Annotated in this window: 18 protein-coding genes; 12 read left to right on the top strand and 6 right to left on the bottom strand. The window is 67.5% G+C overall.

The features are described from left to right. Positions 1-276: 276 nt before the first annotated feature. The 6 genes from ACNJ7K_RS01910 (at position 277) to ACNJ7K_RS01885 (ending at position 5576) form a co-directional block, all read left to right on the top strand. Complete coding sequence (locus ACNJ7K_RS01910; protein ID WP_487041109.1) at positions 277-1479, top strand: hypothetical protein; 1203 nt, start codon at positions 277-279, stop codon at positions 1477-1479. A gap of 167 nt (positions 1480-1646) precedes the next feature. Then, on the top strand, positions 1647-2090 hold the full coding sequence (locus ACNJ7K_RS01905) for a hypothetical protein (protein ID WP_455408386.1): 444 nt from the start codon (positions 1647-1649) through the stop codon (positions 2088-2090). Between the two features lie 94 nt (positions 2091-2184). After that, positions 2185-3042 (top strand): ParA family protein, encoded by an 858-nt coding sequence (locus tag ACNJ7K_RS01900; protein WP_268655403.1) that lies wholly within the window; start codon positions 2185-2187, stop codon positions 3040-3042. Then, the gene (locus ACNJ7K_RS01895; RefSeq protein WP_487041108.1) at positions 3039-3557 is read left to right on the top strand and encodes a hypothetical protein; all 519 of its coding nucleotides are present in this window, start codon (positions 3039-3041) and stop codon (positions 3555-3557) included. Before ACNJ7K_RS01900 ends, ACNJ7K_RS01895 begins: the two co-directional genes overlap by 4 nt. Positions 3558-3701: 144 nt before the next feature. Further along, on the top strand, positions 3702-4427 hold the full coding sequence (locus ACNJ7K_RS01890) for a hypothetical protein (protein WP_487041107.1): 726 nt from the start codon (positions 3702-3704) through the stop codon (positions 4425-4427). 165 nt (positions 4428-4592) lie between these two features. Continuing rightward, positions 4593-5576: a TauD/TfdA dioxygenase family protein gene (locus ACNJ7K_RS01885; protein ID WP_487041106.1), complete on the top strand. Its 984-nt coding sequence runs from the start codon at positions 4593-4595 to the stop codon at positions 5574-5576. A 72-nt stretch (positions 5577-5648) separates the two neighbouring features. Here ACNJ7K_RS01885 and fadD1 read toward each other — a convergent pair whose 3' ends face one another. The 3 genes from fadD1 to ACNJ7K_RS01870 are packed head-to-tail and all read right to left on the bottom strand — an operon-like array spanning position 5649 to position 9513. Continuing rightward, entirely contained in the window at positions 5649-7217 is a 1569-nt protein-coding gene (gene fadD1, locus ACNJ7K_RS01880) for a fatty-acid--CoA ligase FadD1 (RefSeq protein WP_487041105.1), read from the bottom strand. A gap of 53 nt (positions 7218-7270) precedes the next feature. Further along, positions 7271-8179 carry an alpha/beta hydrolase gene (locus tag ACNJ7K_RS01875; RefSeq protein WP_487041104.1) on the bottom strand — a complete coding sequence of 303 codons (909 nt, stop codon included), beginning with the start codon at positions 8177-8179 and terminating at the stop codon, positions 7271-7273. Further along, positions 8161-9513: a flavin-containing monooxygenase gene (locus ACNJ7K_RS01870; protein WP_487041103.1), complete on the bottom strand. Its 1353-nt coding sequence runs from the start codon at positions 9511-9513 to the stop codon at positions 8161-8163. The genes ACNJ7K_RS01875 and ACNJ7K_RS01870 overlap by 19 nt, the downstream gene beginning before the upstream one ends. 267 nt (positions 9514-9780) lie before the next feature. Here ACNJ7K_RS01870 and ctaD point away from each other — a divergent pair, with 267 nt between their 5' ends. Together ctaD and ACNJ7K_RS01860 are read left to right on the top strand one after the other, a co-directional pair. After that, positions 9781-11529, top strand: coding sequence for an aa3-type cytochrome oxidase subunit I (gene ctaD / locus ACNJ7K_RS01865; RefSeq protein WP_487041102.1), 1749 nt, complete (start codon positions 9781-9783; stop codon positions 11527-11529). 58 nt (positions 11530-11587) lie between these two features. Beyond that, a complete protein-coding gene (locus tag ACNJ7K_RS01860) occupies positions 11588-13159 on the top strand; it encodes a flavin-containing monooxygenase (protein WP_487041101.1) in 1572 nt (523 codons plus the stop codon). Here ACNJ7K_RS01860 and ACNJ7K_RS01855 read toward each other — a convergent pair. Then, positions 13056-13742, bottom strand: a complete 687-nt coding sequence (locus ACNJ7K_RS01855; protein WP_268655409.1) for a TetR/AcrR family transcriptional regulator — start codon at positions 13740-13742, stop codon at positions 13056-13058. The two genes, ACNJ7K_RS01860 and ACNJ7K_RS01855, sit on opposite strands and share 104 nt — an antisense overlap. A 173-nt stretch (positions 13743-13915) precedes the next feature. On the opposite strand from ACNJ7K_RS01855, the gene ACNJ7K_RS01850 reads away from it, so the two are divergent. From ACNJ7K_RS01850 to ACNJ7K_RS01835, 4 genes are all read left to right on the top strand, one after another. Then, the gene (locus ACNJ7K_RS01850) at positions 13916-14764 is read left to right on the top strand and encodes an urea amidolyase associated protein UAAP1 (RefSeq protein ID WP_268655410.1); all 849 of its coding nucleotides are present in this window, start codon (positions 13916-13918) and stop codon (positions 14762-14764) included. Continuing rightward, a complete protein-coding gene (locus tag ACNJ7K_RS01845; RefSeq protein ID WP_487041100.1) occupies positions 14761-15411 on the top strand; it encodes an urea amidolyase associated protein UAAP2 in 651 nt (216 codons plus the stop codon). The genes ACNJ7K_RS01850 and ACNJ7K_RS01845 overlap by 4 nt, the downstream gene beginning before the upstream one ends. 7 nt (positions 15412-15418) lie before the next feature. Continuing rightward, positions 15419-17389 (top strand): 5-oxoprolinase/urea amidolyase family protein, encoded by a 1971-nt coding sequence (locus ACNJ7K_RS01840; RefSeq protein ID WP_487041099.1) that lies wholly within the window; start codon positions 15419-15421, stop codon positions 17387-17389. 226 nt (positions 17390-17615) lie between these two features. Then, positions 17616-19094: a high affinity choline transporter 1 gene (locus ACNJ7K_RS01835; RefSeq protein ID WP_059382892.1), complete on the top strand. Its 1479-nt coding sequence runs from the start codon at positions 17616-17618 to the stop codon at positions 19092-19094. A 169-nt stretch (positions 19095-19263) separates the two neighbouring features. Here the strand turns inward: ACNJ7K_RS01835 and ACNJ7K_RS01830 are convergent, their stop codons facing one another. Together ACNJ7K_RS01830 and ACNJ7K_RS01825 are read right to left on the bottom strand one after the other, a co-directional pair. Next, positions 19264-20157 (bottom strand): type IV toxin-antitoxin system AbiEi family antitoxin domain-containing protein, encoded by an 894-nt coding sequence (locus ACNJ7K_RS01830; protein WP_059383048.1) that lies wholly within the window; start codon positions 20155-20157, stop codon positions 19264-19266. Between the two features lie 174 nt (positions 20158-20331). After that, the gene (locus ACNJ7K_RS01825; protein ID WP_059382891.1) at positions 20332-20643 is read right to left on the bottom strand and encodes an antibiotic biosynthesis monooxygenase family protein; all 312 of its coding nucleotides are present in this window, start codon (positions 20641-20643) and stop codon (positions 20332-20334) included. Positions 20644-20651 lie beyond the last annotated feature (8 nt).

The following is a 20651-nucleotide window of genomic DNA, read 5'->3' as shown; positions in this document are numbered from 1 at the left end:
TTTCTGCTGGTACGCACCGTTTTTCGCGCGCCTCGGATCGGGCGCGAGCCGGGATCGGGCAAAACGTTCCGAGCTGCCTCGACAATGCTGTGACATCCGTCACGAGGCGCGAAAAGGTGAAGGTCTCAACCGAACCGGAGCGCGGTCGTCGACGCGTCGGATCGGGACCGTCGAGCGCGCGGTATCGGGGCCGTTACCGGGCATTTCTCCGAGTCCGCGCGGAATCTGGAACAGTGGACAGCACATGCCTGCGGACGAGCCGCGAGGAGGATCCCCGTGTCCGAAGCCGATCGACCCCACCTCCCGGGGCGCGACGACGCGCCCGGTCAGGACTCCCCGTCGGTGGACCGGCGGACACGTATCGCCGGGCAGGTCCGCCGGTGGTGCGAGACCGGCAGCATCGAGGGCGGGCACGCTCCGCTGTCGGATGCCGCGGCGGTCGCGCTGGCCGCCGGCCACCTCGACGAATCGGCGCGTGCGGTGCTGGCGAACCGCCGACGGGTCGGCCGCCGGCTGCCCGCGCTCGACGGATTCGGTGAGCTGCGCCGACTGTCCGACGAGCACGCCCGCCTCCGCGCCCGCATCGACGGTCTGCGCCCCGGTGCCGCGCGACTCGCACTCGAGTACCGGGCCAACGAGCTCGGCAAACGCATCCGGGCGGCGCGGCAGACCGTCGTGCACTCCCCGCTGCACTACGCCCAGGGCGTCCGCGCCGTGCGCCGCGACCGGCGCGACGGACTGCACCTCGAGATCGACCAACGCGAGGCGCTGTTCGCCGCGCTGCAACGCACCCCCGCGCCCCTGCCCGTCGCGCCCGTCGAGCAGGCCCGAGGGATGGTGCTCGGTGTCGCCGTCGACCGAGTGGGTCGCTGGTCCGAGCGCACTCCGCTCGCCGACGCGGGTCGTCGCGTCGCCGAGCGGCTCGGACGCGAGGTGCCCTCCGGTGACGACCGCTTCGTCGACCGCTACGACACCCTGCTCTTCCTCGCCGGGTCCCTGTACGACCGCATCGAGGCGTCGGCGGCATGGCGTTCGGAGTACTTCGAGGTTCAACGAGCCCAGCTCGACCTCGCCGAGGAACTCACCCAGATCGCGGTGGACACCGTCGCCCTGCGCGACCTGCTCGACGAGCTGCAGTCCGCGATCCGATCGGCGCCCGAGGCGCGGTCCGGTCTCGAATCCCGTGTGGCAGCTCTCGAACCGGTATGGGATCAGATCCTTGCGCGTGTCACTGCGCTCGCACGCATCGGCGACCTGCTCACGCGGGCGGAGGACCATCTGCATCTCGCGCACATCGCGCAGCGCACCGCGAGTCTCGACCAGCGGATCGACGATCTGATCGGCAGGTCGGGTGCGCGCGAGTTGTCCGCCGAGAACACCGATTTCGTCGGCGACCAGCTCGGTGCTGCGGCCGAACCGATGGTCGCGCTCCGCAGCGCTCTGTGGACGGACATCGCCGAGCTCACCGCGAAGGAGTAACCCGGAGTTACTGTCATCGGTCACATCGATTCGGCTGCGCTTCGGGCCGGATCCCCGAACTCGCGAAAAGTGATCGGCTTCACTGGTGCATTTGTCCGAACCGGTGGTAGCTTCCTCGCGTCCGGTCGGGGGTCGATACACAGGGGGACGCGGTGGCGTCGCGGTTCGTGCGTACGGGTTTTGCGCTGGCTGTCGCTGCGGCGCTGGGGGTCTCGGGTTGCTCGGAGGCGACGAGCGTGTCCGTCGTCGACGACCCGAGGCTCGAGGCGGAGTTCGAATCGGTGCTCGTCTCCGGACGGTCCCGAACGCTCGGGGAGGTCGCGGCCGCAGCGGGTGTCGAGTCGTGGGACCGGATGTACTACTTCCGTGTCCCGGTGTTGATGAGCGAACTCAACCGCGTGATGCACACCCCGGGAACCACCTGGCGGAACATGCCGGGATCCGATGCCGAAGGGCTCATCGTCTTCGTCTCGGAAGGGCAGATCGTGCGCGCGGTCGCCGACCGTGAGCCGCCACTGTACCTGAGCGGTTTCGCGACCTCCGATTCGTACGTCACCCCCGATGAACTCGCCGGCATGCCTCGTCTCGCGGTCGAGTCGAGGGGGCGTTGACCCGGCAGCTGCCACCCGGCTGCCCCGTATGTCCGCCTTCGGGTAGTTTGCTCGCAACAACGAGTAGTGAATTTCTTTCCCGAAGAGGTGTGGGGTGGCACGGGTAATCGCGACGATCAACCTGAAGGGTGGAGTCGGCAAGACCACGACGACGGCCGCTCTGGGCGAATTCATGGCGGCGGAGTTCGGGCAGCGGGTGCTCATGATCGATCTCGACCCGCAGACCAACCTCACCACGATGATGGTGGGGGAGGAGCGCTGGCGCGAACTGAACGAGCTCGGTCTGACTCTCAAGACGCTCTTCAACAAGGCGATCGCGCCCGACGCCGACGCGTTCGACATCGAGAAGGCCGTCCAGAAGGGCGTCTCGCCCGTGAGTGCGGTGCGCGATCTGGACTTGCTCGCGTCGTCGCTGGATCTCATGGACATCCAGGAGGGCCTCACCCACCAGCAGTACGCCGATCCCGGCTCGCATCGTCCCGTCGAGGTACTGCTCTCCGCTGTCCGGCCCATCGCCGACCGGTACGACTACATCCTCGTCGACTGCCCGCCGAATCTCGGGATCCTCACCCTCAACGGGTTGCGTCTCGCCGACGGCTATCTCATCCCCACGATTCCCGACATCCTGTCCACCTACGGAATCCCGCAGCTGCAGACGAAGATCCAGCAATTCGCGAAGCGGACCGGGCACACGGTGCGGGAGATCGGCCTCGTCATCACGAAGTACCGCAGTGCCTCGAATCTGCACCGCACGATCATCGAACAGCTCCAGCGCGACGAGCGAATCGCGAACGTCGTTCCCGCCTGGGTGCCCGAGGCCAACCAGATCGCGGCGTCCGCCGAGTTCGTGCCCTACGGCACCCTCAAGCGCAAGTACGGCAACACCGGTCAGTACGACGCACTGCGAATCCTCACCGAGACGATCATGATGAATGCGCAGGTGTACTTGTGACGAATCCCGGCCCCGATATCGACATGGCACAGGCGCGTCTGCGGGTGCGCATCGGCGAGGCGAGCTCGGCGTTGCTCCGTCTCGACGAGGCGGCCCCCGGCACGGCCGGCGCGCTCGTCGCTCTCGTCCAGGTGATCGCCGACGAGGCCGCACGCACGCCGCGCTTCGCGAAGGCACTCGCGGGAGCGCTCTCGGTCACCGCAGACCCGAGTGCCCCGACACCCGTTGCCGCTCCCGCTCCTGCTGCGCGCCCCGCCGCAGCCCGGACGTCTGCGCGTCGCAGCCGTCGCGCACCCGGGGCCTTCGATCCGTTCGTGGTGTTCCGCGAGAGCGGGGAGGCGACTCTGCGGGAGCAGCTGTCGACCCTCGGGGTCGAACAACTCAAGGACATCATCGCCGAGCACGCCATGGACTACGACAAACTCGCGATGCGCTGGCGTACCCCCTCCAAGCTGCAGGACCGCGTCGTCGAACGGGTCAAGGCGCTCACCACGAAGGGTGATGCTTTCCGGTGATCGGTCACAGACGGTTCTTCTTCTGCTTTTAGCAACGTATGGTCGCACCATGCCTCCGGTCTCGACGAGACTGCGCAGGCGTGGGCACATCGTGCGTCGATCCCGAGTCGCCGCTCGATGTGTGCACCGAGAAGAGGAGTCGATATGGGGGACATCGTTCGACAGGGAGTCGTGGCCTTCGTGGCCGAGGTTCTGGCGCGCGGCGGCCGGGCCGAACCGATTCCCGGACAGCGGGACGTGCGCGTACACGGCGCGGACGGATCCGAACGTGTGGTGCGGGTGTGCTCGACGGCGAGCGGTCCGTGGCTCGCGCGCCGCCGCGACGGGGTTCCCACTGTCGACGGTGCGGGCGTGTCTCACTGGGTCTTCGTCGATCTCGCACCCGCGGCACCGGAGTTCTACGTGGTGGACGCGGACGACATCGAAGGGGGAATCGAGGAGGAGGTCGCGCTCTGGCTCGCCGACCGACCCGGCCGCACCCCGACCGGCAGCCATCCCATCCAACGCAGCAACGTCGTTCACGGTCACGATCATTGGGATCTGCTCGGTCTCGACACCGTCAAGGATCCCGGCCACGACGCGGCGCCGGTGCCGGCAGCGCGGGTCCGCGCCGAACGTCCGGCCGTACGTACGGTCGCGGAACCCGAGGTCGTCGACGAGCGGCGCGCAGTGGTGGCGGACATCGGCGGGTATCGCGTGCAGGGGCGCCTCGATCCGGCCTCGGGGACGCTCGAGATCACCCGGGGACCGATGGAGGGGCGCCGATTCCCGGACGCCGCGACAGCTGCACGGGCGCTCGTCACCTTCTTCGACGACCACGAGACCGTCCCCGACGGCGACACCTTCTGGCGGAGCGAGATCCTCAGGTGAGAACGCACTCCCGATAGCGACTTCGGCTCGTTTCGATCTCCCGTAAGCGAGCTCGGCTCGTTTCGATCTCGCTGACCACAACCGTCGACTCTGTCGACGGATGGCGGTGAACTGAACCGGCGAAAGCGACAACGCCAGGTTCAGATCATCGAAGGGGGAGATCGCATGACCATCACCGAACTCGATCGCGACACGACCACCGCCGAATCCGTCTACACCGCCGGGGGCGTCGTCGTCACCAAGCTGGGGGAGCACATCGGTGCGCGGATCGACGGGGTGCGGTTGTCCGGCTCGTTGGCGCCCGAGACCGTCGAGGCCATTCGCTACGCACTCGCCGTGCACAAGGCGATCGTATTCCGCGACCAGCATCACCTCGACGACGAGCAGCAGTGGGCCTTCGCCGGCCTGCTCGGCACGCAGACGCAGTCGCACCCCACGGTCCACTCGAAGGGCAAGCGGCTGCTGCCGATCGAGGGTGCCGCGAGCAGCTGGCACACCGATGTCAGTTTCGTCGACCGCATTCCGAAGGCGTCGATCCTGCGGGCGGTGACCTTGCCGCCGTACGGCGGTGCGACGACGTGGGCCTCCACGACCGCGGCCTACGAGCAGTTGCCGGACGCGCTGAAGGCGCTCGTCGACAACGTGTGGGCACTGCACACCAATCTCTACGACTACGCCGAGAAGCTCGACGCGGGCAGCTCGGATCCGGCGCTGACCGAGGAGCGACGCCGCTACCAGGACGAGTTCCGTCGCAACACCTACGAGACGATCCACCCGGTGGTGCGGGTCCATCCCGAGACGGGTGAGCGCACCCTGTTGCTCGGTCACTTCGTCAAGGAGTTCGTCGGCCTCGAGCCGTCGGAGACCGCTGCGCTGCTTCAGCTCCTGCAGAACCGGATCACGAAGCTGGAGAACACCTTCCGCTGGTCGTGGGAGAGTGGCGACGTCGCGATCTGGGACAATCGCGCCACGCAGCACTACGGCATCGCCGACTTCGGCGACCACACCCGCCGCCTGCACCGCATCACCCTCGCCGGCGACATCCCCGTCGGTGTCGACGGCGCGCGCAGCCGGGTCGTGCAGGGTGACGCGAGCGAGTACTCGGTGGTCGAGGAACCGTCGCGACTGCCGGGCTTCGACGAGCGCTGAGACAGCAGAGCGCGAAACGGTCGTAGGAGCACGAAAAATCCCGCGCCGACGACCGCTTCGCGCTCCGCGGCGTCAGGCCACGACGTACTTCTCGTTCTCGCGGACCCACAGCACGCCATCGCCCGCTGTGGGTCCTTCCTTCTCGAGTGCGCGCTTGAGGATCTTGTTGGTGGCGGTGGTGGGCAGATCCGCAGCGATCCGTACGTATCTCGGCCACGCCTTGGGGGAGAGGTCCGCCTGCTCCGAGAGGAACTTCTCGAATTCCTCGGGGACGAGCGACGTCTCGTCGCGCAGTACGATTGCGGTCATGACCTGATCGCCCACGTGTTCGTCGGGCACACCGTAGACGGCGACGCGACTCAGCTGCGGCAGCCGTTGGAGGATCCGCTCGATGGGGGCGGCGGCGAGGTTCTCACCGTCCACGCGCATCCAGTCGGCCGTGCGGCCGGCGAGGTAGATCCAGCCGTCCGCGTCCTTGTAGGCGAGATCGCCCGACCAGAACATGCCACCCCGCAGACACTCGTCGGTGGCTGCCTTGTCGTTGTAGTAACCGGTGAAGAATCCGGCGCCCTGCGTGTTCACGAGTTGACCGACGGCCTTGTCGGCGTTGATCAGGGCGCCGTTGTCGTCGAACTCCGCGTGGGCGCACGGGGTGAGGGTCTCCGGATCGTAGACGTCCACGCCCGGCAGTCCTCGGCCGATCGATCCGGGTGGGGTGCCCGGGTCACGGGTGATGATCACCGCGGCCTCGGTCGACCCGAAACCGTCCCAGACGGTGCAGTCGAAGCGCCGGCCGAACTCCTCGATGTCGCGGTCGGTGGCCTCGTTGCCGAACGCCACCCGGAGCGGGTTGTCGGCGTCGTCGGGTCGTTCGACGGTCGCGAGGATGTAGGCGAGGGGTTTGCCGACGTAGTTCATGTAGGTCGCGCCGTAGCGGCGCACGTCGTCGAGGAAGTGCGAGGGGGAGAACGACGCCGGTGCCATCGCTGCGCCGCTGCACAGCGACACGCACCACCCGGCGAGAATGGCGTTGGAGTGGAACAACGGCATCGACAGGTAGACGACGTCGTCGCTCGTGATCGAGAACCGCGGGACGAGCGTGCTGCCCGAGAACAACACCATCATGTGGGCGAGCATCACCGGCTTCGGATCTCCGCTCGTTCCCGAGGTGAAGATCAGCATGAACGGATCGGTCGGCCCGACCTCCCGGTACGGCTCGAGCGGACCGGCCCCGTCGACGAGCGCCCGCCACTCGGGGCTCGCGACGTCGAAGACGGTGACGTCGCCGAGATCCAGGCCGTCGAGCAGAGGGGCGTGCTCGGCATCGGTCAGCAGGATCTGGCAGTCCGCCCTCAGGATGTCGCGGGCCAGACCCTCACCGCGTCGGGTGTTGTTGATACCGACGAGCGGGAACCCCGCGAGCCCGGCCCCGGCGATCGCGTGGAGGAAGGCGGGGGTGTTGCCGAGCAGCGCACCGACGTGCACCGGCCGTTCGCGGTCCATCAGCGACAGCAGGGCCGCCGCCTGAGCGGACGCCTCCTGCAGGTGCTCGCGCCAGGTCCACCTGCCGGTGTCGTGGACGATGGCCGCGGTGTCGTTCTCGAGCAGGTCGCGGAGTGACTGCTGGACGGTCTCTGCCATGGCTACCTCGGATTCGCGAAGGGAAGGGATCGGCGAAGACGGATCCCTCGGGGTTACTGCGCAGCGAGATGTCGGGTCAGGAAGTGGATCTGATGCTCGACGGCCCGGTCGAACCAGTCCTTGCCGGGCCAGACGTCGAAGTGGTCGCACGGATAGTGGCGTACCTCGGCACGAGCGCGGAAGGCTGCACGCGCCGCGGCGTGCGGGGGAGCGCTGCGATCGAAGTCCGCGATCTGCACGAGGACGGGACATGCGACGGACGACGCGTGTCGCGCGGGCCGGTAGGTGCCGAGCGACAACACGACGTCGGCGTCGATCTCGTTGCGCCAGGTCGGGCCGGCCAGGGAGAGATAGTCCTCGTGGTAGCCGTCCAGTGACAGGGCGGCGACCGTGCCGGGTGGTCCCACGATCGGGATGGTGGTCGACGAGCGCCGCGCAATCGATCCCACCCGGCTGCGGAGACCTGTCGCCGTCGAACGGGCGAGCGCAGAAGGCGCGTGATGCCGTGCGGCGAGAACCCCCGCAGCCGGTCCGTCGACGAGCGGTGTCACGGACACGACGGCCGCGACGTCCCGGTCCTGGGCCGCGACGGACAGGACGTGGCCGCCCGACAACGACACGCCCCACAGCGCGGCGCGACGGGGATCGGCACCGTTCAGTCGTCGCGCAGTCGCGACGGCTGCGCGGTAATCGGCAATCTGTCCCGCGACGTCGACGCGTTGACGGTCGGTGCCTCCGGACTCGCCGAATCCTCGGTAGTCGAAGGCGAGCACGTGCATGCCCGCGGCGGCGAGCCGTTCGGCGAACGGCACGAGCCCGGAGTCCTTCGTCCCGCCCAGACCGTGGGCCATGACCACGACCGGCGCCCCGTCGGCGCTGTCGAGCACGCCGGATCCGGGAGTGAAGTGCCAGGCGTGGACCGTCTCACCCTCGGAGGGGAAGGTCAGTGAACGCGGGTGCACGAGGCGTCCTCCTTCGATGCCCGGCCGGCGCGGGCGATTCCGGCGGGCATCTCACGCGTCCGGATGTCGAACTCGTAGGCGAAATAGTCGAGCTGTTGCGTGTGGCGGGGACGGTCGAGCATGTGTCCGGTGAACTTGCGCTGGTCCTCGACGATGATGCGGTGCATCTCGTCCTCGGGCGGAAGTGCGTAGCGGCCGATCGCATAGGCCGCGATCAGTCGCGCCTGGCATTCGACGAACGGGAACAGGGTGGGCGTGGCCTGGGCGAAACCGGCGAAGGCGAGATCGGGGATGCCCGGCGCGAAGATCCGCTTGTACAGCGCGATGTGGTTGTCGGGAGCGCTGATGAACTCCGGATCGAAGAACGGGAAGGTGATGTTGTAGCCGGTCGCGTAGATGACGACGTCGAACTCCGCCGACGTACCGTCCACGAAGCGGACCGTGTGGTCGTCGAACCGTTCGATGTCGGGTTTCGCGACGATGTCGCCCGAGCCGAGGCGGAGCGGCAGTTCCACCGACTGCGTGGGGTGCGCCTCGAAGAACTTGTGGTTCGGAGTGGGCAGCCCGTACCGCTCGGGACGTCCCGACAGCAGCGGCTGGCCCCACTGCGCGATCTTCCGCTGCCACGACATCGGTATGTAGGGGACGGTGCGGTAGAACTTGTCCGCCGGCCGGCCCGCGATGTACTTCGGAACGATCCACGCGCTCGACCGGGTCGACAGCGTCACCTCGGTCTGCAACGCCTTGGACGACAGCTCCACGGCGATGTCGGCTGCGCTGTTGCCGAGCCCCACCACGAGGATGCGCTTGCCCGCGAAATCCATCGGGGTGCGCGGGTCGATGTAGTGGTGGGAGTGGAGCGACTCGCCGGCGAAGTGCCCGGGGAACTTCGGCACACGGGGATCCCAGTGGTGACCGTTGGCGACGACGAGGAACTCGAACGCGCGCGTGCTGCCGTCCTCGAGATCGAGCTCCCACCCGCCTTCGGACCGTCGCCGCGCGTGGCGGACGCCGTTGCGGAACTCGATGTTCCCCCGCAGACCGAAGGCGTCGGTGTAGCCGTCGAGATACTCCTTGATCTGTGTGTGGTGCGGGAAGTCGGGATAGGACTGCGGCATCGGGTAGTCCTTGAACGACAGCTGGTGCTTCGACGTGTCGATGTGCAGCGATCGGTAGGCGCTGCTGTGGCCGTTGGGATTGCCGAACGCCCAGTTGCCGCCGATGCGATCGGAGCTCTCGAAACAGGTGTAGGGCACCCCGTAGTCGCACAGCATCTTTCCGGCGGTCAACCCGCTGATACCGGCGCCGATGACCGCGGTGGTAGGTGCCGACATGGTGTCCCTTCGAGGCTGCGATGCAGGTGCTCGGAGCGATTTCCTGCAGTGACGACGGTCACAATGTAGAACAGGTTCTCTTCCGTGTACACGGGTTGTTCCGGTCGCCCGTCGTCGCGTCGCAATTCGGTCCGCGAACCCGGTGCGCGTGTGAGGTGGAACGCCTACTCTGAGTTCACCTGCAGCATCGCGGGTGGTGATCGCCGCGCGCCGTCGATCCCGTCCGCGCCGCACCGTTGTCGCCTCACGGCGGCTCGAGGAGGCCCGATGAACGCGGTTGTCGCTCCCGTCAAGCCCACGCGGCCGTATCCGCCGCGGTTCCACTCCAAGGGTGCCGTCCTCTACGACCTGATCACCACGACGGATCCGAAGAAGCTCGGGCTGATGTACATCTTCACATCGTTCGCGTTCTTCCTGTTCGGTGGTCTGCTCGCTCTGCTGATGCGCGCGGAGCTGGCGGTGCCCGGCCTGCAGTTCCTGTCGAACGAGCAGTACAACCAGCTGTTCACCAACCACGGCGGCATCATGCTGCTGATGTACGCGACGCCGGTCGTCTTCGGTTTCGCGAACTACATCCTGCCGCTGCAGATCGGCGCCCCCGACGTCGCCTTCCCCCGTCTGAACGCCTTCAGCTACTGGCTGTTCCTCTTCGGCGCACTCACCGTGGCGTTCGGGTTCATCACCCCGGGTGGTGCCGCCGACTTCGGCTGGACGTCCTACATGCCGCTCGCCGACGAGATCCATTCCCCGGGTATCGGCGGCAATCTCTGGTTCCTCGGACTGGTCGTCATGGGTCTGGGCACCATCCTCGGCGGCGTCAACATGATCACCACCGTGGTGTGTATGCGCGCACCGGGCATGACCATGTTCCGGATGCCGATCTTCACGTGGAACATCTTCATCACGATGCTCCTCGTGCTCCTCGTCTTCCCCCTGCTCGCCGCGGCGTTCATGGGCGCCTTCGTCGACCGGGTGATCGGCGGGAACATCTACGATCCCGCCACCGGCGGCGTGATCCTGTTCCAGCACCTGTTCTGGTTCTTCGGTCACCCCGAGGTGTACGTCATCGCGCTGCCGTTCTTCGGCATCGTCTCGGAGATCTTCCCAGTCTTCTCGCGCAAGCCGATCTTCGGATACAGCGGCCTCGTCTACGCGACCATCGCCATCGCGGCGCTGTCCATCGCGGTGTGGGCGCACCACATGTACGCCACCGGCGCCGTGCTGCTGCCGTACTTCTCCTTCATGACCTTCCTGATCGCGGTGCCGACCGGTGTGAAGTTCTTCAACTGGATCGGCACGATGTGGAAGGGTCAGATCACCTTCGAGACGCCGATGCTCTTCGCGGTGGGCTTCATCGTGACCTTCCTCTTCGGTGGTCTGACCGGTGTCATCCTGGCGAGCCCGCCGCTGGACTTCCACCTGCACGACTCGTACTTCGTGGTGGCGCACTTCCACTACGTGCTCTTCGGCACCATCGTGTTCGCGACCTACGCCGGCATCTACTTCTGGTTCCCGAAGATGACCGGCAGGTTGATGGACGAGCAGCTCGGCCGCTGGCACTTCTGGCTGACCTTCATCGGCTTCCACACCACCTTCCTGGTGCAGCACTGGCTCGGTAACGAAGGCATGCCGCGTCGTTACGCCGACTACCTGCCGTCCGACGGGTTCACCACCTTGAACACGATCTCGTCGATCGGGGCCTTCGTCGTGGGCGCGTCGACGCTGCCGTTCGTGTGGAACGTCTTCAAGAGCTACCGTTACGGCCAGGTCGTCACGGTCGACGATCCATGGGGCTACGGCAACTCGCTCGAATGGGCGACGACCTGCCCGCCGCCGCGGCACAACTTCTACGAGCTGCCGCGGATCCGCTCGGAGCGTCCCGCCTTCGAACTGCACTATCCCGACATGGTCGAGCGGATGCGAGCCGAGGCGCACGTGGGTCCCGGTAGCGACAAGCACGAGGTGAATGTGCTCGAAGGTGCCGACCGCACTCCGGGCGACGTCCCCCGTGAGTGATCGACCGGAGTAGCTCCGCGCGTCGAACGAACCCGCCGAGGGACGGAGTCGAGCGAACATGACCGCAGTCGAACCCGGCGGGAGCGTGCCCGCCGAGGTGGATGTCCTGATCGTCGGCGCCGGTATCTCCGGCATCGGCACGGCCTACCACCTGAAGACGAAGAGACCGGGGACGAGTTTCGCGATCGTCGAGGCACGCGACGCGCTCGGCGGCACATGGGACCTGTTCCGATATCCGGGCGTGCGCTCCGACTCCGACCTCCACACCCTCGGGTACGAGTTCAAGCCGTGGCGGAAGAAGCACGCGTATGCCGGAGGTAGCGAGATCCTCGGCTATCTCCACGAGACGGTGGACGAGCACGGACTGCGTCCCTATCTGCACCTCGGGCACCGCGTCGTCGGCGCGTCCTTCTCGTCCGATACCGGCAGGTGGACGGTCACGCTCCTGCGCACGAGCGACGACACCACGCTCACGGTTACCTGCTCGTTCTTCTTCTCCGCGACCGGCTACTACGACTACGACGAGGGGTACAGCCCGGAGTTCGAGGGCAGCGACGACTTCCGCGGCACGATCGTCCATCCCCAGCACTGGCCCGAGGATCTCGACTGTGCGGGCAAGCGCGTCGTCGTCATCGGCAGCGGCGCCACCGCGGTGACGCTCATTCCGGCGCTGGCCGGGGTCGCCGAGCATGTGACGATGCTGCAGCGTTCCCCGTCCTACGTCCTGGGATGGCCGAAGGAGAACAAGGTCGCCAACGCGTTGCGAAGTGCTCTCCCGACATCAGCGGCCGACCGCGTCGTCCGCTCCCTGAGCATCCGTCTGCTGCACGAGATGTACCGGACGAGCCGACGAGCGCCGAACCTCTTCCGTCGGCTGCTGCGTCTGCGGATGAACAGTGTGCTGCCCGACGACTATCCCGTCGACGTGCACTTCAACCCGTCCTACGATCCCTGGGATCAACGCCTGTGCGTCGCGACCGACAGCGATCTCTTCCATGCCATCGCCACCGGTGAGGCGTCGGTGGTCACCGATCGGATCGTCCGGTTCACACCCACGGGGATCGCCCTCGAATCGGGGCGCGAGATCGAGGTCGACGTCATCGTCACCGCGACCGGGCTGAAGATGGTGCCGTTCGGGCGGGTCGCACTCGACGTCGACGGCGTCCCGGTCGACTGGCACGAATGCATCACCTACAAGGCGTCGATGCTCACCGGCATACCCAACTTCGTCTTCGCTTTCGGCTACGCCAACTACTCGTGGACTCTCAAGGTCGACCTCACCGGACATTATCTGTGCCGGTTGCTCGACCACATGGACGACCACGGCTACGACGTCGTCACCCCGGTCTGCGACGATCCGACCGTTGGTGGGGGACCGTTCTGGGACCTCACGTCGAACTATCTCCGGCGATCGGCCGACGTGTTCCCCACGTCCGGGGAGGACGGCCCGTGGTCGATGGAGCAGAACTACTATCTCGACCGCAGACGGCTGCGCCGCGGACCGGTCGACGATCCCGCCCTGCGCTTCACGCGGGTGGCCGAGACGACGGGGCCATCGAGCCCAGCAGGTCGCCGGGAACCCCCACCACGAGTGCCCGAGCAGCGCTCGTCACTGCCGCAACGTCGCTGACACCGAGAACCGTCAGTGACGCCGTCGCGAGCGCCTCGGGTAGCCCGGCATCGACGTCTCCGTCGTCGGCCCGCATGCCGATGACCGATTCGACGATCCGGAACGGCAGGTGCGCGCGGGGATCGCCGTCGCCGACGATCTGCGTCGCGAGACTTCGGTAGCGCTCCATCAGTTGCCGGCGCTCGTCCCGGAACCTGTCGAACGGCTCGGTGCGAATCTCCGGAAGATGGTACAGGGCACCGAGATTCCATCGGCCCGCGGATAATTGGGCCGTGTCGAACCAGGCGAGTGCGCACAGGCGCACCTCGGGCGGCAGCGCGTCGTCGAGATTGTCGTCGAAGTCGAGGGTCGGTTCGACGGTGTCCTCGAGCAATGCCACGAGGATGTCGTTCTTCGTCGCGAAGTGGTTGTACAGCGATGCCTGTCGGATCCCCACCGCCTCGGCGATCGTGCGTGTCGACGTGGGGGAGAACCCGCGGGTGGTGAACAGCTCCGCGGCGGCGTCGAGGATCTCGGCACGCGCGGTCGGTCCGGGCCGTCGCGGCGCGTGGAGGCGGGGGCGTCCTGGTCCTGCATGGGTCACCCCTCCACTGTGACACGACGAAAGACGCTGCAGCACCACGGTCTTCGGGCGTGAAGTTTTCGTCACACGGACGAAACACACGTCACGGACTCGTTACGCCGTGGACATTCCCCGAAGATGCGCGATCGGAAAACTGTCGATCGACAGTTTCCCCGACCGCCGATCGGAGCACCATGACCGAGACCCTCGCGACCGCCACCACGCACGCTGCTCGCGCCCATGCCCGAGCGCAGGCAGGAACCGTCACCGACGCCATGCCGATCGTCCCGGCATCCTCGTGGCCGGCTCCGCCCAGCGGTCGCGCGGCGTCGATGACCTGGGCCGAGACTGTTCCCGGTGGCCGTTACACCAGCAAGGTCCTCGCCCGCGGCACCCGCCTGCGCCTGCGGGACGTCCACGGCTCCGCCTGCGCCAACCTCCTGTTGTTCCGCGCCGACGCCCCGCACGAGCGGCTCAACGTCGCCGACACGGTGAAGGTGCCGTGGCAGGCCTATCTCGGTGTCGGGCACCCACTGCTCTCCGATCAGGGCCGCGTGCTCGCCACGATCGTCGCCGACACCTCCGGTCGCCACGACGCGCTGTGCGGCACGACCCACCTCGCGGGGAACACCGCGAAATACGGTGAGGGATCGCTCCATTCGAGTTCTCCTGCGGGTCGTGAACTGTTCACGGTCGCCGCGGCCAAGCACGACCTGCAGCCGCGCGACCTGCCGCCCTCGCTGTCCTTCTTCCACGGCGTCCGCGTCGAGAAGGACGGCAGCCTCGTCAGCACCGGCAACGCCGGTCCGGGCGCCGTCGTCGACCTGCTGATCCACTTGCCGGTCATCGCGTTGATCGCCAACACCGCACACCCGCTCGACCCGAACCCCGAGTTCACCACCGGCAGCCTCGAAGTCCTCGCCTGGCGGGCGCCCGGCGAACTGAACTCGCTGCCGAACACCGACCCCGAATACCAGCGCGCCGTGCTCAACACCGACGACGCCTGGGCCGCCGCCACGTCCGAAACGGAGATCCGCCGATGACCATCACCGCCGACACCGCAGACCTCGCCCTCGTTCCCGGTCGCGTCGTCCTCGACGAGATCGTCGGACTCCGCGGCCCCTGGTCGGCCGTCGTCGCCGCCGGCGACATCCTCACCATCGTCGACCTGCACGGCAACCAGGCCGTCGACACCCTCGTCTACGACGCCGCCGACCACACCCGCCGCTACAGCGCCGCAGCCACCGTCTCCGCCCAGCAGAACCTCTTCATCTCCACCGGTTCGGTTCTGCGCGATGCCGACGGTGAGCCGCTGATGACGCTCGTCGCCGACGAGGTGGGCAGCCACGACACCGTCGGCGGTGCGTGCTCGCAGGAGTCCAACACTCTGCGCTACGGCCACCACACCAAGCACCAGCACGCCTGCGTCGAGAACTTCCTCATCGAGGGCGCCAAGTGGGGACTCGGCAAGCGCGACCTCGTCTCCAACATCAACTTCTTCATGAACGTGCCGGTCGAGGCCGACGGCACCCTCGGCATCGTCGACGGTCTGTCCGCACCTGGCAAGCGACTCGCGATCCGCGCCGAGCGCGACGTGCTCGTCCTCGTCTCCAACTGCCCCCAGATCAACAACCCGTGCAACGGTTTCGACCCCACGCCGGTCCGCATGATCGTCACCCGCGGGGAATGAGGTAGTCATGACCACCAAGATCACCGTCGAGCGTCCCGGAATGCTCACCACCGTCCAGGACTATCCCGGACGCGCCGGTTACTGGCAGATCGGTGTGCCACCCTCCGGCCCGATGGACGACCTGTCGTTCCGCCTCGGCAACGTCGCCCTCGGCAACGACGAGGGTGCTGCCGGCCTCGAGACCACCATGGCCGGCCCCGCCCTGCGGTTCACGGAGGCGAGCGAGGTGTGCGTGACGGGCGCACCCGTCACCGTGCGCGTCGACGGCGTCGTCGTCCCGCAGTGGCGCCCCGTCACCGTTCCGGCGGGCGGCCTGCTCGACGTCGGAGCGGTCTCCGGGCCGGGGCTGCGCGTCTACGTCCTCGTCCGCGGTGGTCTCGACGTCCCCGAATTCCTCGGCAGCGCATCGACCTTCACTCTCGGCACGTTCGGTGGTCACGAGGGTCGCACGCTGCGCGAGGGTGACGTCCTCGTCGTGGGGGAGAATGCTCCCGGTACGAGTGCGCCGGTCCCGTCCGAGCACGTGCCCGCACTGAGCACGCGCTGGGAGATCGCGGTCACCGAAGGTCCGCACGGCGCACCGGAATTCTTCACCCGCGCCGACATCGACGCCCTCTACGCCACCGACTACGAGGTGCACTTCAACTCCGACCGCACCGGCGTGCGGCTCATCGGCCCCAAGCCCGAATGGGCACGCACCGACGGCGGGGAGGCGGGCCTGCATCCGTCGAATATCCACGACAACGCGTATTCCGTCGGCGCACTCGACTTCACCGGCGACACCCCGATCCTGCTCGGTCCCGACGGTCCCAGCCTCGGCGGGTTCGTGTGCCCGGTGACCGTCGTGGCCGCCGACCGCTGGAAGCTCGGGCAGCTCGCTCCCGGCAACACGGTCCGGTTCGTGCCCGTGAAGTCCCAGCACACCGCCTCCCGTCGCGAACTGGGTGTCGCGCGTCGCGCCGGACTATCACTGGTCACCTCGGCCGGCGGCGACGGCGACGACGGGGTGCTCACCCGCCGTGACGGCCACACCGCCGTCACCTACCGCCGCAGCGGCGACGACAACGTCCTCGTCGAGTACGGCGACATGACCCTCGACCTGGCGCTGCGGGCCCGCGTGCACGCGCTGCACCAGCGCCTCGAAGCAGACCGCCCCGCCGGTCTCCTCGAACTCACCCCGGGTATCCGGTCGCTGCAGGTCAAGGTCGACCCCGACGTCCTGTCCGTGACGACCCTGCTCGGCCTGCTCGGCGAGGTCGAGGACACCATCGGCGACAGCGACGAACTCGAGGTCCCCAGCCGACAGGTGCGACTCCCGCTGTCCTGGGACGACCCCGCCACCCGCGAGGCCATCCAGCGCTACATGCACGGCGTGCGCTCCGACGCCCCGTGGTGCCCGTGGAACATCGAGTTCATCCGCCGCATGAACGGCCTCGACACCGTCGCGGACGTCTTCGACACCGTTTTCGCCGCCGACTACATGGTCCTCGGTCTCGGCGACGTCTACCTCGGCGCACCGGTCGCGACGCCGCTCGACCCGCGGCACCGCCTCGTCACCACCAAGTACAACCCCGCCCGCACCTGGACTCCGGAGAACGCCGTGGGCATCGGCGGCGCCTACCTGTGCATCTACGGTATGGAGGGCCCCGGCGGCTACCAGTTCGTCGGCCGCACCACCCAGGTGTGGAATCACCGGCACCCGCAGCCCGCCGGCCCGTTCGAGGACGGCACCCCGTGGCTGCTGCGCTTCTTCGACCGCATCTCGTGGTACCCCGTCGACCCCGACGAACTGCTCGATCTGCGAGCGGATCTCGCTGCGGGTCGCGGTGGGGGAGTGGAGATCACCGACGGCACCTTCTCCCTGGCCGAGCACCGGAAGTTCCTCGCGGACAACGCTGCTTCGATCGGCGAGTTCCAGGCGACGCAGTCCGTCGCCTTCGGTCAGGAGCGCGCGCGGTGGAAGGCGAACGGTGTCTGACGGGAATCGTGCCGAAAACCGTTGATCCGAAGTACATCTGACCGAAGAGATCTTTACAGCGACGTCACATCGGGTGCGTAAGGTTCCCTGTGAACGGTGTTCGTCACCCCGTCGCCTCGCCGGGGCCGAGATCATTCGGCTCGGCCCCGCACAAGCCCTCTACTCGCTCGGACGCGAAGCACAACGAAGCGCTCCTGCCGTCTGACCCTCTCCTTACGGAGCTGCCATGATCATCACCGGTGTCGCCGTGTGCCTCGTCGTCCTTCTCGGGGCCGGCTTCTACTCCACCCGCAAGGTCCGCGGGGAGGCCGGGAACTTCCTCCTCGCCGGCCGTTCCCTGAGTGCCCCCGTCCTGGCCGTCCTGCTCATGTCCCAGGTCGTCGACTCCAACGCGACGCTCGGATCCGCCGACCTCGCCGCAGGATTCGGCTTCTGGGCGGGCGCGGCGATGCCGCTCGGCATGGCCGTCAGCATCCTGCTCGTCGGAGTGTTCTTCGCGAAACGTCTGCGCGCCACCGGCGTCGTGACGCTGCCCGAGTTCTTCGCGCGCCGCTTCGGCCGCGGCACCGAGATCACCGCCTCGGCGCTCACCGTCGGCAGCTTCGGCATCCTGCTCGCCGGCAACCTCGTCGCCCTCGGGTACCTGCTGCAGTACTTCCTCGGCCTGAACTACACGGCCGCGGTGCTGGTGATCATCCCGTTCGTGCTCGCCTACACCATGGCCGGTGGCATGTTCGCCAGCGTCTACACCGGTCTCGTGCAGTTCGCCGTCATGGCGGTCGGCATCGTCTCGCTCCTCGCCTGGACGGCCTTCGGGCCCGGCTTCACGCACGGCGAGGGCCTGGGCATCGGCGATATCGGTCAGCTCACCGATCCGGCGCAGGGGGCCGCGATCAACTGGGCGACCATCACCGCCCTCGGTCTCGGCAACCTCGTCGCCATCGACTTGATGCAGCGCGTCTTCTCCGCCAAGTCCCCGGCCGCTGCCCAGCGTGCCTGTTTCGGTGCGGCGACCGGCATCCTCGTCCTGTGCGTGCCGCTGTCCTTCGTGGCCCTCGCTGCGGTGTCCATCGTCGGCGACACGGCGGGTGCGCCGATCCTCTACGTCCTGCTCGGTGAGTACACCCCGAAGGTGCTGTCGATCCTGGTGCTGTCCGGTCTGGTGACGGCCTCGCTGACCACCATCAGCGGCGTGCTGCTGTCCACCGCAACGGTTCTGGTGCGCAACGTCTTCCGGGTCGGCGGCGAGAACGCCGCGATGTCGTCGGACGTCATGAAGGCCACCCGCCTGCTCATGCTCCCGATGGCCGCCTTCGGTGCCCTTGTCGCCCTGCGGGTCCCGCAGACCGGCATCCTGCTCACCCTCACCTTCGACCTGCTGCTCGCCTCGCTGGTCGTGCCGTTCATCCTCGGACTGTTCTGGTCGCGCGGTGACGGTCGCGCCGTGGCCGCCGCAGCGATCGCCGGCATCACGGTGCGCGCCGGCTTCTTCGTCCTCACCCCGACGATCTACGGCGTCGACAACACCCTGCTGTACATCCCGAACTCTCTGGTCACTTCGAGCGTCGACGGCTGGACGACCTTCCTCGGCTTCCTGGTCTCGCTGGTCGCATACGTGACCGTCGCGCTGGTGCGCCGTCCGGTCCCGACGATCACGGTGCCGGAACCCGTCGTCGTCCCCGCGAAGCAGCCGGTCGCGGTGTAGTTCGCGCGCCGAACCGGGGCTTGCTACCGCAACACGCGGGGCGAGCCCCGGTTCATCGCGTCAGCCTTTGTGCGGGATCTCCACGTCGGAACCTCGATCCGTTTCCGTCGACGGTCGTCCGCACGCCGAACCGGGGCTTGCTACCGCAACACGCGGGGCGAGCCCCGGTTCAGCGCGTCAGCTTCGCAGCGCGACGCGCAGCCTGCCGGAGTCTCTCCGCCACGACGTCGAACCGCTCCAATTCCGCCCAGGTCCAGCGCACCACTTCGTAGCCTGCGTCGCGGATCGCGTCCTGCCGGAGCTTCTCGTCGAACACATCGCGCGGATCGGAATACTTGATCCGCCCGTCGAACTCGCCGACGACGCCGTTCTCCCAGAAGAAGTCGACGCGGTAGCGTCGCCCGTTTCCGCCCACGATCTCGTACTGGAGGATCGGTCGCGGCAGTCCTGCTTCCGCAATGCGTAGACGCGACAGCGATTCGCCCGCACTCTCGCTGCGACCGTCCAGGAACGGCACCACCGTGCGGGCGCGGGCGAGTCCGTGGCGAGTGCGGGCATCGACCAGCTCGCGTGAAACCTGTTCACGCATTCCGGGATGCAGACGAAGCGCGGAATCACCGGCAATGACGGCCTGCTCCTTCGGGAGCGTGCGTGCAAGGTCGACGACGGTCCGTGCGACCGAGGTGACGGACACTCCGTCGACGACCGCCACGTCACCGAGTTCGGTCGGATGCACATGGATCTGAGAAGTGACGCGACCGCGCCGCGTAGCGGGCCGGGAGATGTGGACGAGATCGAGCGGGACATCCCAGAGTTCGAGGCCGTGCAGGGCTGCAGCCGACGTGTGGCTGAGTGCTTCTTCGGGGCCGAGGGTCGCTCCGACATGTCGGGCACGGACACGGTGGACGCCAACCGGCCCGAGGGCGTCGACGTCGCAACGGTGCAGATAGCAGCCGCGCCCGACCCGTACGAGTGCGCCGGTGCGAACGGCAGTGCGGATGTCGGTGTCCGAGAGACCCGCGACGGTGAGCGAGGTGTTGGTGAGGATGTTCGGATCTGTCACGACGACGATCCTGCGCGGGACGACACCCACCGAACCCGCCACGACCTCCCGATCCGGCGCACCTGTGGATCGATCGTGGGGTTGGGGACAAACCGGAGTTCGAAGGGCGTCGACGCGCCGAACCGAGGTTCGCGCGTGCTACAGCGGCGGCGAATCCCGGTTCGGCGCGTTTTTCTACTTCTCGAAGACGATGTCCTCGATGAGCGTGTGCTGCTCCACCGCGGAGGGTGCCTGCATGCCCGGCGCCTGGTCGTCCGAGTGCGACGCCTTGAACGAGTCCGAACGCAGCCATGCGAGGAAGTCGTCCTTGGAATCGAACTCCATGGTGGACACATAGGGCAGGCCGTCGGCTGCGGGACGCATCAGCGTCGTGCGGTTGAGGCCCGGCACTCCGTCGAGCGTCGAACGCATGCTCTCGACGAAGACCTTTTCGAATGCTTCGGTGGTGTCGGCAGGAACGTCGATGCGGTTGGTGATGACGTACACGGTGACCC

It is taken from the genome of Rhodococcus shunpengi (assembly GCF_048381395.1).
Classification (GTDB): domain Bacteria; phylum Actinomycetota; class Actinomycetes; order Mycobacteriales; family Mycobacteriaceae; genus Rhodococcus.
Note: the sequence above shows the minus strand (reverse complement) of the source record. Positions and strands in the feature narration are given on the sequence as shown.